The organism is Lysobacter sp. Soil_C_15 (assembly GCF_057657315.1).
This window is the reverse complement of the sequence record NZ_JBDGIR010000005.1, coordinates 420846-434094: the sequence shown is the minus strand read 5'-3', so window position 1 is coordinate 434094 and position 13249 is coordinate 420846. Positions and strand designations below refer to the sequence as shown.

At 68.7% G+C, this 13249-nt stretch carries 8 protein-coding genes and 1 riboswitch; of the genes, 1 reads left to right on the top strand and 7 read right to left on the bottom strand.

Annotation, left to right across the window (positions count from 1 at the left end; genetic code table 11):
• Positions 1–308: 308 nt before the first annotated feature.
• The 6 genes from AC3A57_RS14730 to thiC all read right to left on the bottom strand — a co-directional run bounded on the left by AC3A57_RS14730 (position 309) and on the right by thiC (position 10485).
• Positions 309–3227, bottom strand: coding sequence for a TonB-dependent receptor plug domain-containing protein (locus AC3A57_RS14730; RefSeq protein WP_487579587.1), 2919 nt, complete (start codon positions 3225–3227; stop codon positions 309–311).
• Positions 3228–3432: 205 nt separating this feature from the next.
• A complete protein-coding gene (locus AC3A57_RS14725) occupies positions 3433–3669 on the bottom strand; it encodes a hypothetical protein (RefSeq protein ID WP_487579586.1) in 237 nt (78 codons plus the stop codon).
• A gap of 367 nt (positions 3670–4036) precedes the next feature.
• The gene (locus AC3A57_RS14720; protein WP_221671364.1) at positions 4037–4957 is read right to left on the bottom strand and encodes a helix-turn-helix domain-containing protein; all 921 of its coding nucleotides are present in this window, start codon (positions 4955–4957) and stop codon (positions 4037–4039) included.
• A 143-nt stretch (positions 4958–5100) separates the two neighbouring features.
• The gene (locus AC3A57_RS14715; protein WP_487579585.1) at positions 5101–7434 is read right to left on the bottom strand and encodes a winged helix-turn-helix domain-containing protein; all 2334 of its coding nucleotides are present in this window, start codon (positions 7432–7434) and stop codon (positions 5101–5103) included.
• Between the two features lie 289 nt (positions 7435–7723).
• Positions 7724–8404, bottom strand: a complete 681-nt coding sequence (locus AC3A57_RS14710; protein ID WP_336132549.1) for an ion channel — start codon at positions 8402–8404, stop codon at positions 7724–7726.
• Between the two features lie 203 nt (positions 8405–8607).
• The gene (thiC, locus tag AC3A57_RS14705) at positions 8608–10485 is read right to left on the bottom strand and encodes a phosphomethylpyrimidine synthase ThiC (RefSeq protein ID WP_487579584.1); all 1878 of its coding nucleotides are present in this window, start codon (positions 10483–10485) and stop codon (positions 8608–8610) included.
• A gap of 64 nt (positions 10486–10549) precedes the next feature.
• A riboswitch (TPP riboswitch) is annotated at positions 10550–10652 on the bottom strand.
• A gap of 172 nt (positions 10653–10824) precedes the next feature.
• Between thiC and AC3A57_RS14700 the strand changes: the two genes are divergently transcribed.
• Complete coding sequence (locus tag AC3A57_RS14700; protein WP_487579583.1) at positions 10825–11490, top strand: hypothetical protein; 666 nt, start codon at positions 10825–10827, stop codon at positions 11488–11490.
• Positions 11491–11539: 49 nt separating this feature from the next.
• On the opposite strand, the gene AC3A57_RS14695 is transcribed toward AC3A57_RS14700, so the two are convergent.
• Positions 11540–12697, bottom strand: a complete 1158-nt coding sequence (locus AC3A57_RS14695; RefSeq protein ID WP_487579582.1) for a M23 family metallopeptidase — start codon at positions 12695–12697, stop codon at positions 11540–11542.
• Positions 12698–13249: the final 552 nt, after the last annotated feature.

Here is a 13249-nt window from a genome sequence, read left to right as displayed (position 1 = left end):
AGTAAAGAAAGAGCAAAGAACAACGAGTCGCGCAGGCGCCGGCCGCGCGCGGCATGAAAAAGCCGCCTCCGGCGGCCTGGGTAGTTCGCTGCGGGACGGGCCGTTCGCCGGGTCTGGGTCGCCGCGCACGCCGTTCCTGCAGGAGCTGGGCCGCCGGCCCTCGCCAAACCCGAATCCCGAATCCCGAATCCCGAGTCCCGAGTCCCGAGTCCCGAGTCCCGAGTCCCGAGTCCCGAGTCCCGAGTCCCGAGTCCCAAAAAACTACGGCCCCAAAAGGGGCCGTAGTTTTTTTGAAGCAACCGCTTGGATCAGAAGCGCTGGGTGTACTTCATGTACACGAAGCGACCGATGTCGAAGCTGCCGTTGTAGACGAAGCTGCTGTTCGGCTGGCTGTACATGGTCTGACCCTGGTGGTCGAACACGTTGTTGGCGCCCAGGGCCACCGTGGCGTTCCACGGGGTGTTGTAACGGACCTGGACGTCGTGGAACGTGTTGGCGCCCACTTCGCGCACCGGCTGCTGACCGCGGTAAGCCGAGGTGTAGTTCGGGTTGCCGCACTCCGGACCGCCGGCGGTGTCGTACGCGCAGTCTTCCTTCAGACCCGAGTAGTAACGCACGTTCCAGGTCGCACCGAAGTCGCCGTACTGCCAGTCGGTGTTGAAGTTCGAGCGGACGCGGAAGTTGGCCGTGCCGTCGATGGCCCAGCTGGTCTTCTGCTCGACCGGGGTGGTCGATTCGTTGTCGCGCTTGTACTCCAGGTAATCGACGTAGCTGGTCTTCCAGTTGAACGTGAAGTTACCGAAGCGGGTGTCGGTCAGGCGGTAGGCGACGCCGAGGTCGTAACCGGCCGTTTCCTGGTAGCCGCCGTTGATCAGGGTGCGGGTCACGTCGACCACCTGACCGTCCGAGTCGCGCTCGAAGCGGCTGCACGCCGACTGGATGCCCAGCACGTAGCAGTTATTGAGCAGCGAGGTAACGGTCTCGGCGGCGATCACGTCTTCGATCTTGATCTTCCACCAGTCCAGGCTGATGTCCAGACCGCCGACGAAGCTCGGGCTGTAGACGAAACCGACGGTGGTCGACTTCGAGGTTTCCGGCTTCAGCAGGGCGTTGGAGCCCGAAGCGAACGGCGAGTTCGACTGCGCGTTCGGACCGGTCGCCGGACCGCCCGAAGCGGCCTGACGGAAGTTAGCCGGGACCACGGCCGCGCAACGGGCGGCAACCTGCGGGTTGCGCACCGCCGAACCGAACGAGGTATCGCACGGGTCGGTGTAGTTGTCGAAGGTTTCGCTGGTGCCGCCGTACAGGTCGGCCACGGTCGGGGCGCGGAAGCCCGTCGCGTAGGTGCCGCGGATCAGCAAGTCGTCGATCGGCTTCCACTTCAGGCTGAACTTGCCGTTGGTGGTGTCGCCGAAGGTGTCGTAGTCCGAGTAACGGCCGGCGATGTTGAACGACAGTTCCTTGGCGAAGGCGACGTCGGCCAGCACCGGCACGCTGAGTTCGGCGTAGAACTCGTCGAGCTTGTAGCCGCCTTCGGTCATCGCACCGGCCAGGTCGGAGCTCAGGCCCGACTGCAGCAGCGCGTCCGGCTCGTAACGGGCCGATTCCTTGCGGTGTTCGTAACCCACCGCCAGGCCGAGGTCGCCGGCCGGCAGCGCGGCCAGCACGCCGCTCAGGTTCAGGCTGTAGACCTGGGTTTCGGTTTCCGAACGGTCGTGGGTCGGCAGGAACAGGTACTTCTGCAGTTCCGGGTTATTGGTCAGCGAGCCCGGGCCGACCTGGCCGTAGCCGAGCAGCGGGTTCCACGGCACGCAGTTGGCGATCACGGCGCCGGCGCTGCCGCAATGGGCCACGCCCGCGGCGTCGATGAACGACGGGCCGACGGCCTTGGCCACGTTCGGCAGGAACAGGTTGCCGGTGCCGGTCTTGCTGCCCTTGTTCTGGTTGTAGATGTAGCCCACATCCCAGTCCCACGGCTTGCCGGCCAGTTCGAACGAACCTTCCAGGCCCGCGCTGAAGCGGTAGGTGGTCAGCTCGGACTTGGTCTGACGCGGCACTTCCCAGGTACGGCGGATGTAGTCGACGTTCTCGCCCTGGAACGGGTTGAACGCGCTCTGGCCCGACAGCGACAGGTCGCCCTCGTAGCGCGAGAAGCCGAACGAACGGAACGGATAGCCGGCGATCTGCTGGGTGGCTTCGCGGTCCGTGTACAGGACGTCGGCCTTGGCGCGCAGGTTGTCGGTGATGTCGAATTCGGCGTTGGCGAACACCGAACGACGCTCCAGACCCGTCTGCAGGTACATCTGCTCGTTGGTGTTGGTGGCGTCGGTCAGCGGGTTGTAGGCGCGGAAATCGGCCTGCGAACCGGTGGTGCCGCGGCCCGGCAGCGCGGTCAGGTTGCCGCTGTCGCGGACCAGGATGCCGTTGCGCGAGATGTTGCTCCAGCCGTTGTCGCGGTACTCGCCGTTGGCGTCGAGATCCGGAACCGGGTGGCCCTTGCCGTTCGGGTAACGGGTGAAGCTGCGATCCTTGGCCAGGACCGGATCTTCCTTGCTGTACTCGGCGCCGAGGGTGATCGAACCGCGCTCACCGGTCTGGCCGATGACGAAGTTGTAGATCTCCTTGTTGCCGTCGCCCTGGCCGTACTGGCCGAGGTAGGCGCTGGCTTCCAGGCCGTCGAAACGCTTGCGGGTGATGATGTTGATCACGCCGGCGATGGCGTCCGAACCGTACAGGGCCGAGGCGCCGTCGGTCAGCACTTCGATGCGCTCGACGATCGAGCTCGGGATCGAAGCCAGGTCGGAGTAGCCGGCCGAGCTGATGCCCATGCGCTTGCCGTCGATCAGGACCAGGGTGCGCTCCGGACCGAGGTTGCGCAGGTCGACGTACTGGCCGCCGACTTCTTCGCCCGAGGACAGCGCGTCGGCGCGCGAGATCGCCGGCGAGCCCGAAGCGGTGATGTTCTGGACGATGTCGGCGACGCTGGTGAAGCCCTGCTTCTGGATGTCGGCGCGCGACATGGTGACCACCGGCTGCGCGGTTTCCAGGTTGGCCTGGCGAATGCGCGAACCGGTGACCTCAATGCGGTCGAGGGTGGTGGTGCTCTTGGAGGCATCGGCTTCCTGAGCGCCGGCAACCGCCGGGACCAGAGCCGACACTAACGCCGCGGCGATGGCGGTCGGCAGCATGCCGAACCGCGCCTCGTGGCGCAGACTGCGATGGTTCATCTATCTCTCTCCAGTAATCTCGTTATAGGCGTGTTAAAACGCCTCGCAAAAGTACGGCCCATGCGCCTGGACTGCTTTGCGGCTGACGTTGAGAGATTTTGCTGAGTGAGTCGTCGCGGACGCGCGCGCATGCGCATGAAAAATGCAAGCGCGAAGATGCAATCGCGTTGCGGTTTCGCGCATCGGATCGCATCCATCGCTGCGTTCATGCGCTGTTTTGCATCGCGCGGTTATCGGACGCGAATCGCGGCGCGGACGATGCGCGACAACGCTGCCGGACGCATGCGGCGCGCTGTGCGACGACGCGATCGCGTCGCGCGCGCCGATGGCGCAAGACGTTCCGACCCGTCGCGCGACGCGCGCGGAAGAATTTCGGACGAACATCGGCCGCATTCGGCAAAGGCATCGGCGCATCCGGCATCGCCGCGCCGGCTTCGTTCATGCCTCGTTTGGCCGCCAGCGGTTACTCGCGCGCGTGCATATGTATGGCGCCGGCGCGGCGGGCGATCCGCGCAGGCGCGGCGACGACGCAGCGGCGGAGGGCGTCGACCGCGTCCGATCCGCCGGGCGCGGCCGAGCCCGCAGGCGCAGCGCGCATGCGGAGCCGGGAACGGGAGGGCGGAACGGAAGGCGGTGCGCCGGCTTGCGCGGCGCCGAAGTTTCGCCGCGCGCGGCGCGGTCGAAACTTCGGCGGGCTATGGCGTCACTCGGACGGCTTCAGACGGTCTGCGACTTGGGGGAGTCGTGTTGCTGGCGTTGCGGTAATGCGTGCTGGCGTAGAACGAACGACTGAAACGGTGCGACGGGCCTCAGGCCGCGAGCTTGCGCACCATCGCCACCACCGGCGCGGGCTTGGGCTTGGCCGCTTCCTGCTTGGCGTTGGCCGCGGCGCTGCGGTAGCGGGTCGCCGAGGTGCCGAAGCGGGCGCGGAAGGCGCGGGCGAAGCTGCAGCAGTTGTCGAAACCGCTGGCGGCCGCGACTTCGCCGATCATCATCGAGGTGTTCTCGAGCAGATCGGCCGCGTGCTCCAGACGCATCCGCGCCGAGGCGGCCTGGGGGCTCTCCTCGTACAGGCTGTGGAAGGTCTTGGAGAAGTACCAGCTGGAGAAGCTGGTCAGCTCGGCCAGTTCGCTGATCCGCACCACCCGGTCGCAGTTGCCTTCCAGGTACAGGCGGGCGCGCTGCAGACGGCCGAACACCTGGCGCTTGCGGCTGCGCGAGCGGCCCGGGCAACGCTGGATGCGCGCGGTCAGGTCGCGCTGGACGCCGGCCAGGTGGAGCAGGATCGGGCGCAGGGCGTTCAGGTCGAAACCGGTATCGGCCTCGCCGTTGCGGGCATGGGCCTGGCGCCACAGGCGCAGGGCGATGCGGGCGTCGTGCACGCTCATCCGGCCGCGGCCGGAGTACAGGGTGCAGTCGGCCAGGCGGGCCATGGCCTTGATCGCCTCGCCGGTCAGGTTCAGGCCGATGCAGACGCCGTAGCGGTCGGCCTGCAGCACCGGCTTGGAGTCGCGCTCGAACGCGATCCAGTCGCCGCGCTTCAGCCGGAACTTACCTTCCTTGGCTTCGACCCAGGAGCTGCCGCGCAGCTGGACCCAGATCGAGAAATGAGCCCCGGCCAGCTGGGCGCTGCCGAGACGCGAGACGCCGACGCAACTGGCCTGGGCGGCGGGATCCTGCGCGTCCAGCTGCAACAGCTGTCCGCGATCCGCCCACAATGCTTGCTCCATTGGTCCACCTCATTTGCGGGGAATGAGGTTTTTATTTGCCTGAGCAAGGACCGCGGCGCCGGAAATTTGACGGAGAGTTAGGCGAATTCGGAACGAGGTCACAACCGAAGCTTTTCCGAAAGCTCATTTTCCTTTGTTATCAATCAGTTGAGCCAGCCCGGAACGAAGGTCTTCGGTTCTTCGGGCAGATCCATGTAACCGATATCAGCGCCATCCCACTTGGCCAGGGCCAGATAGACGGTGTCGCCGCGCGGGCTCAGGCTGAATCCGTTGATCGCCGAACGCCGGCTTTGGTCCAGGCACAGCACCGACGGCGCGGCGCTCGGATCGGCCACCCGGCGCAGCAAGGACAGGCAGGTCGGCTGCTGGTCGAGGTAGCGCAGCTCGCCGGTCGCGCCGGCCACATCCCACAGCCGGTAGCGGTCGGCGACCGGTTCGTTGGCGTCGATGCGTCGCACGCTAGCCGGAGACAGCTGCAGATCGGACTGCCACAGCCCAGCCTCGGTCTGGCGGGTGAACAGCAGCCGCGACTGGGCCCGGTCCAGCCGGACCTGGGACACGTCGGACAGGGCGGCGACCGGGCGCCAGGGCGAACGGCGACGGTCGAACAGCTGGGCCTGCAGGCGGCCGTCGCTGCCGCCGGCCACGACCAGCAGGCGATCCGGGTCCGGCATCTGCACCACTTGCAAGGGTTCGGCCACCGGCGCCGGCAGGCGGGTCACCTTGCCGCTGGTCGGAACGATTTCGTACAGGGCATTGCGGCCTTCGGCATCGGTACCGACCGCGGTCAGGCGTTGGCTGTCGGACGACCACGAGGGCGCGTAGCGGATGTTCGGCAGCACCCCTTGCAGCATGCGCAGCGAATCGGGCTGGTCGAGATCGGCCCACCACAGGTGGGTGCTGCCCGAGCGGTCGGAGGCGAACACGATCTGGCGCCCGTCCGGAGCCACGGTCGGCAGGATGTCGCGCGCCGACGAGGGGAACAGCGGATCGACCACGTGCACCGCGCCCTTGGAGGTATCACCGAGCACGACCCGGAACAGGCCGAAGTAAGGCTTGCGCTGGACGAAGGCGGCCGCCGGCCGCGCCGCCGCCACCGCCGGCGCCTGGGCCGACTCGATGCCGAGGTCGCGGGCCTGGCCGCCGTCGAGATCGAGGCGGAACATGCGCGTATCGCCGTCGATCATGCGTCCGAACAGCAGGCCGCGGCTGTCCGGCAGCCAGTCCCAGCCGCGCACGTCGGCGCCGAGCTTGCTCAGCCGCTCGGGCGTACCGCCCTCGGCCGGCAGGCGCCAGAAATCGCCTTGCGGGTTGTTGCGCACGAACACCAGCCAGCGCCCGTCCGGGGAGAAGCGCGGCCACAGGTCCAGATTGCCCACGCCCGGCTCGTACGGCACCGCGCGCCACTCGCCGCTGGCCAGGTCGAGCACGCGCATGCCGACCGTGCCTTGCGGGGTCCACATGCTGCCGAAGATCAGGCCGCGGCCGTCCGGGGTCCAGTCGTAGGTCGGAGGACTGCGCGAATCGCAGTCGCCCAGCTCGCGTTCGGCGCCGCCGTTGGCGGCGACCATCAGGATCCGGCACGACACCCCCGGCTCGACCCGCAGGAAGGCGATCGAGCGGCCGTCCGGCGACCAGGCCGGGGCGCTGTCTTCGGCCAGGCCGCTGGGCTGGGTCAACTGGCGCGGCGGGGTCTGGTCGGTGGTCTGGACCAGGATCGCGGTGCCGCGCTGGCCCTCGGGAACGGCGACATAGGCGACCATCGCCGCATCGGGCGACAGGGTCGGGGCCAGTTCGAAGCCCGGCATCGAGGTGATCAACCGGTAGGCGCGCGCGGTATTGGCCGCGACCCGTGCCGGATCGGCGGTCGGCAGCGCCGCCTGCAGGTTGGGCTGGCGCGCCAGCGACCACCAGACCAGGCCGGCGACCAGGCCGAGCACCGCGCCGATCACGCCCAGGATCGAGCGCCAGTTGCCGCGCGGGCGCGCGCTGCCCGGCAGCGGCGGAATCGGGTCCAGCCGCTCGGTGGCGGGCCGGCCGGCGTAGCCCGGCGCCCCCGGCAGCGCCGTCGCGGCGGCATGGGCCGGCGCAACCGCGGCTTCGATGTCGGCGTCCGCGGCCGGCGCAGGCGCGCCTTCGGCGCGCAGCCATTCCACCCGCGCCAGCAGGCGGTAGCCGTTCTTGGCGATGGTTTCGATGTAGCGCGGATTGCCGCGGTCTTCGTCGAAGGCTTTGCGCAGCTGGGTGATCGCCTGGGTCACCACGTCGTCGGTCGGCAGGGTGTCCGGCCAGACCTCGGCCATCAACGCGTCGCGGCTGACCACCCGGTCCGCGTGCTCGACCAGCACCAGCAGCACGCCCATGGATTTGGGCGTGATCCGGCGCGGACGACGCGCCCCCGGTGCGCGGATCTCGCGCAAGGGGATGTCGACCAGGCAATCGCCGACCCGCAGGTGCTCTGCGGGCAAGGGCGGCATCGATGGCTCGTGAACTCGGGGCATGGATCCTGCTGATGGTGCGCACTCGCCCACCGCCAGTCATGTGCCTGAACGCATGGGCGGCCGAACGACAAACCGACATATCCGGCATGGCGCGGTGGCGCGATGGGAAAAGCGCACCACCAGCACACTATTCTAGCGCCCCGGCAGCCGGGACGGGTCGGTTTGGCTGGGCGAAAACGCCTGGCTAGCGTGAAGACGCCGAAACGTATCGTTCCAAAAGGCGCCGATAAGTGTGTGTTTTTCTGTAAGAAAACCCGCCGACGGCTTAACGCGGGTCGTGGCGCAGGATGGTCAGGCCGATCAGGCGCGACACCACCGCGGCGATGTAACCGACCCCGGCGAACTGCTCGAACATGGTCAGTACGCGCGCCGCCGGGCTCATCGGCAGGATATCGCCCAGGCCCACCGCCGACAGATTGGTGAAGCTCAGGAACAGCAGCTCGATCCAGGTCCGCGGCTCGCCTGGACGCTCGGCACCGACGAAGCTGCCCGGGTACCAAGCCTGGCAGACCAGAAAAGCATAGGCGAAGCCCCAGGCCAGCAGGGTGAAGGTCGCCCCGGCGGCGAACAGTTCGTCGGCGGTGACCCGGTGGTCGCTCATCATGTAGGCGATCAACGCGCCGGCGGCGTAGAAGTACAGCGCCGCCTCCAGCGCCGAAGACATCACCAGCAGGACCGGACTGGCGTAGAGCACCGACAGCACCGACAGCGCGAACGCCGGTATCGCGATGATCCAGGCGATCCACTTGATCGCCGGGCTGCGGTTGACCACCCACACCGCCAGCGCCAGCACCAGCACGCCGAACGCGCCGAACACCACCCGCCCGCCGCCGGCCGGCTCGAACAGCGGATAGGCCAGCATGCTCAACAGTTGCGCCGCGAGCAGGAAGGCGGACGGATGCCGGCGCGCGAGGGCGCGCCATTTGAGCGAAGCGTAGCTGGCCATGGAGCGGGGAGCCGGGAGGTCGCGGGCTGGAGTCGGCGGATAGTAGGGGCCAAAGCCGGGGCCGCGGCAAGCCTGCCCCGCGGCGCCGGCGACTGTGCGCCATCCGGGGGCCGCCGGCCGCGTCCTCAGGCGCGGCGATGCGTCGCGCCGCAGCCGGGGCGGAAGGCATCCAGCACGTCCGATGCCTCCGTCCCGGCGCGCCCTCAGGCGCGGTGATACACCTCCGCGCCCTGGGCGCGGAACTCGGCCGACTTCTCGGCCATGCCCTCGTCCAGCGCGGCCTGCTCGTCGACGCCGTGTTCGCGGGCGTAGTCGCGCACGTCCTGGGTGATCTTCATCGAGCAGAAATGCGGGCCGCACATCGAGCAGAAGTGGGCGACCTTGTGCGCGTCCTTGGGCAGGGTCTCGTCGTGGTACTCGCGCGCCCGCTCCGGGTCCAGGCCGAGGTTGAACTGGTCTTCCCAGCGGAACTCGAAGCGCGCCTTGCTCATCGCGTTGTCGCGCGCCTGCGCGCCCGGATGGCCCTTGGCCAGGTCGGCGGCGTGGGCGGCGATCTTGTAGGCCATCAGGCCTTCGCGCACGTCGTGCTTGTTGGGCAGGCCCAGGTGCTCCTTCGGCGTCACGTAGCACAGCATCGCGGTGCCGTACCAGCCGATCATCGCCGCGCCGATCGCGCTGGTGATGTGGTCGTAGCCCGGGGCGATGTCGGTGGTCAGCGGGCCGAGGGTGTAGAACGGCGCTTCGCCGCAGACCTCCAGCTGCTTGTCCATGTTTTCCTTGATCAGCTGCATCGGCACGTGGCCGGGGCCTTCGATCATGGTCTGCACGTCGTGCTTCCAGGCGATCTGGGTCAGCTCGCCGAGGGTTTCCAGCTCGCCGAACTGGGCCGCGTCGTTGGCGTCGGCGATCGAGCCCGGGCGCAGGCCGTCGCCGAGCGAGAAGGCCACGTCGTAGGCCTTCATGATTTCGCAGATTTCCTCGAAATGGGTGTAGAGGAAATTCTCCTTGTGATGCGCCAGGCACCACTTGGCCAGGATCGAGCCGCCGCGCGAGACGATGCCGGTGACGCGCTTGGCGGTCAGCGGGACGTAGCGCAGCAGCACGCCGGCGTGGATGGTGAAGTAGTCCACGCCCTGCTCGGCCTGTTCGATCAGGGTGTCGCGGAAGATCTCCCAGTTGAGCTCTTCGGCGCGGCCGTCGACCTTCTCCAGCGCCTGGTAGATCGGCACCGTGCCGATCGGCACCGGCGAGTTGCGGATGATCCACTCGCGGGTTTCGTGGATGTGCTTGCCGGTGGACAGGTCCATGACCGTGTCCGCGCCCCAGCGGATCGACCACACCAGCTTCTCGACTTCCTCGGCGATGCCGGAGGACACCGCCGAATTGCCGATGTTGGCGTTGACCTTGGTCAGGAAGTTGCGGCCGATGATCATCGGCTCGCTTTCCGGGTGGTTGATGTTGTTGGGGATGATCGCGCGGCCGCGGGCGACTTCGTCGCGGACGAATTCGGGGGTGATGATCTTCTGGATGTCGGCGCCGAAGCTGTGGCCCGGATGCTGATTCAGCAGGTGCGCCTCGCGGATCGCCTCCAGGCGCTGGTTCTCGCGGATCGCGATGTATTCCATTTCCGGGGTGACGATGCCGCGGCGCGCGTAGTGCATCTGGGTCACGTTGGCGCCGGCGATCGCGCGCCGCGGCAGCGGCCGGTTGCCGAAGCGGACGTGGGCCAGCTTGGGGTCGTGCTCGCGCTTGCGGCCGAACTCCGAGGACAGGCCGGCGAGCTGTTCGGTGTCGCCGCGCTCGGCGATCCAGGCCGCGCGCAGCGGCGCCAGGCCGCGCGCGAGGTCGATGGCGGCGGCCGGATCGGTATAGGCGCCCGAGGTGTCGTACACCGCCAGCGGCGCGTTGTCTTCGCCGCCGAAGATGGTCGGCGTGCGCGCCAGCGCGATTTCGCGCATCGGCACCTGCAGGTCCGCGCGCGAGCCTTGCACGTGGATCTTGCGCGAACCGGGGATCGGGCGAGTGACGTCGGCCGAGAGCTGCTCGGCTTGCTGGATCAGTTCGGAGGGCACCGCATTCATGGCTTTCGTCCTGAGATTCGCTCTTTCGAGCCGGGACGAAGCGGGCGCGCGCGGCCGCGCCCGCGGCGCGTCCGGCGAAGCTTCCCTACGGCGGTCTCAACCGCATCAGGTTCGAAGGGACTGTCTCAACCGTCGATCCGAAGACCGCGGTACCCCCGCTTCAGTGCGCATTAGACATGGAAACCGCAGCCGGCGCCAATCGGCGCGCGGGGCCGACCCCGTTCAGGCGGCCCCGCCCGGAAGCCGGCGACAGCGGGCCGCGGCGGCCTGCCGCCCCGGGGCCGTCACCGCCCTGCCACGGCAATTGCCCGCAACCGGCGCTGCGGCTAGCGTGGCCGGATGCGCCCACTCTTCCCGCCTCGTTTCCGCTACCCGCGCCGTCGCGCCCCGATCCGCCGCCTGCTGCCGGCCCTCGCCGTGACCCTGGGCCTGGGACTGGCCGCCCGCGCCGCGCCGGCGCCGCGCCCGGCAGGCGCCGATGCGGCCACGGCCGCCACGGCCGACCTGCTCGCGGCCCTGCGCCCGCTGTGCGGCCGCGCCTATGCCGGACGGGTCGCGACCGACACCCCGGCCAGCGCCGACGACCCGTTCGCCGGCAAGCGCCTGGTGATGCACGTGCGCGACTGTCGCGCCGGCCAGATCCGCATTCCGTTCCAGGTCGGCGAGGACCGCTCGCGCACCTGGGTGATCGACGCGCTCGGCGACGGCCGCCTGCGGCTGAAACACGATCACCGCCACCGCGACGGCAGCGCCGATGCGCTGACCTGGTACGGCGGCGAGCTGGGCCCGGGCGCAACCGCCGGGCGCTGGGAATTTCCGGCCGATGCCGAGAGCCAGGCGCTGTTCCGCCGGCTCGGACGCGAGGCGTCGATCGGCAACGTCTGGGCGCTCGAAGTCGAGCCTGGCCGCTTCGTCTACGAACTGGCCCGGCCCGGGCGTCTGTTCCGGGTCGAGTTCGACCTGAGCGCGCCGGTCCCGGCCCCGCCGCCGCCTTGGGGCGGCTGAGCGCCGACGCGCCCGGCCGGGGATGCCGGCCGGGCGCGTCGCGAAGCGCTTAGGGGTTGGTGAACCAACCCGAGCAGTAACGCGTGCCGTTCTTGGTCAGATAGAAACGGCTGCAGTTGGTGTCGTAGCTGCTGCCGATCGCGGTGATCTGGAAGCCGGACAGGTAGACGCCGTTGAGGTGGTAGTGGCTGCCGTTCGACTTCAGCGACCAGTGCTCGTGCGGGCCGGTCGACGCGCCGCCGTTGCACAGCGCCTGGGCCTGAGTGTTGGCCGGGTTGGCGATGCGGGTGTTGGCCGCGACGCTGGCGCCGGTGCCGTACTGGATGTTCATCAGATGGTAGTAGGTGGTCGACCAACCGCCGCTGTGCACGACCTCGGCGAAGCACGAGGAGTGGCGCTTGAACGAACCCGATGCCGACGAGGACACCCACACGCCGCTCTGGTTGCTGCCCCAGCCGCCGCCGAGCGACATGTCCAGCGACGACATCGGGTAATTGCCCGAGCCGGTGTTGGTGTGCGCGCCGCCGACGTGCCAGCGCTGGCCGCGCGGGTAGGGGAACTGCAGGAAGCCGTTCGGCGGGCCGGCCAGCGCGGCCATGTCGCCCTGCGCGGCGAAACGCGCCGACGGCGCCTTGGCCCGGCGCGGCTCGTTGAACAGACGGCCGTAGACCAACTGGAACTGGCCGTCGCCGAGCAGCGCGGCATTGGCTTCGTTCTCGCCCGACTGCGCGTACAAGGCCTGCAGCGGATTGGCCCGCGCCAGCGGCACCGGCCCCTTCGCCGCCAGGTCGGCGTCTTCGCGCTCGTACAGCGCCTGGCGCAGCGCCAGCGCGACTTCGCGGGTCTGGCCGTTGAAATCGCCGGCCTTGGCCAGCTTGCCGAACGGGCGCCGCAGCGCGTCGCGGCTGGCCTGCTTGCGGCTGACCACGCCGCTCTGCTGCTCCATCAGGGCGATCAACACCTTCGGGCTGATCGCGCTGTAGCCGGCCCAGTGCGAGATGGTCTCGGCATACGGCCGCAGGTGCGGCGCTTGCTTGTCGAGATAGCGCTCGATGTCGAAATCGAACATCTCGTCGTAGGAATACACCAGGTCGCGGCTGTTCAAGCCGCCCGCCTCGGCGCGCTCGGCCGCCGCCGCGCCGGCGCCGAACGCCGCCAGCACGCAACCGGCCAGCACCGCACAACCCACTTTGGAAACTCGCTTCATGTCGCCCTCTTCGCTGATGGATGCGGGCGACTGCGCGCATACCGAAGCGCACGGATATCGCTCGCCTCCGCCGCCCTGAAGAACGCGAGCGGCCCGACTCTGCCCGCTGCGACGCGCCGGCGCCGGGCGATTGACGCATCGCGTCTAGTCGCGAGTGCGACGGCTTCGACGCTTTGGCTATTCCGTTGCGCAGGCAGCGGCGAAACGCAGGAATACGCGAAACAGCCGAGATTCGGAGTGAGACGGCGGGCGATGCGAAGGCACATCTTTTCCCGCCCGCGCAGTGTGCCGTCGCAGGCGACAATGGTATTTGCTGCAACGCAGGGCGAAATCGCGTCGCGCAACATGCCGTCGCGGGCGGATTCCACGAGCGCGTAAGCCCCGATGCGAGCGCTGGCCGCGCCCGCGCGGGGCCTCTTTGCGCGGCCCACGCAGCGGACGACCGTCCGCCGGAAACCTTCGCCGCCCCTCTTGACGCGCCGCACAACGGCGGGTTATTGCTAACCCCATGCACCCCGCCATCGCCCTCGTACGCAGCGCCTCGACCCGGTC

What these genes read in the sequence shown, in the direction of transcription:
- AC3A57_RS14730 (WP_487579587.1), bottom strand. Translation starts at nt 3,227, where the DNA reads ATGAACCATCGCAGTCTGCGCCACGAGGCGCGGTTCGGCATGCTGCCG.
- AC3A57_RS14725 (WP_487579586.1), bottom strand. Translation starts at nt 3,669, where the DNA reads ATGAACGAAGCCGGCGCGGCGATGCCGGATGCGCCGATGCCTTTGCCG.
- AC3A57_RS14720 (WP_221671364.1), bottom strand. Translation starts at nt 4,957, where the DNA reads ATGGAGCAAGCATTGTGGGCGGATCGCGGACAGCTGTTGCAGCTGGAC.
- AC3A57_RS14715 (WP_487579585.1), bottom strand. Translation starts at nt 7,434, where the DNA reads ATGCCGCCCTTGCCCGCAGAGCACCTGCGGGTCGGCGATTGCCTGGTC.
- AC3A57_RS14710 (WP_336132549.1), bottom strand. Translation starts at nt 8,404, where the DNA reads ATGGCCAGCTACGCTTCGCTCAAATGGCGCGCCCTCGCGCGCCGGCAT.
- thiC (WP_487579584.1), bottom strand. Translation starts at nt 10,485, where the DNA reads ATGAATGCGGTGCCCTCCGAACTGATCCAGCAAGCCGAGCAGCTCTCG.
- AC3A57_RS14700 (WP_487579583.1), top strand. Translation starts at nt 10,825, where the DNA reads ATGCGCCCACTCTTCCCGCCTCGTTTCCGCTACCCGCGCCGTCGCGCC.
- AC3A57_RS14695 (WP_487579582.1), bottom strand. Translation starts at nt 12,697, where the DNA reads ATGAAGCGAGTTTCCAAAGTGGGTTGTGCGGTGCTGGCCGGTTGCGTG.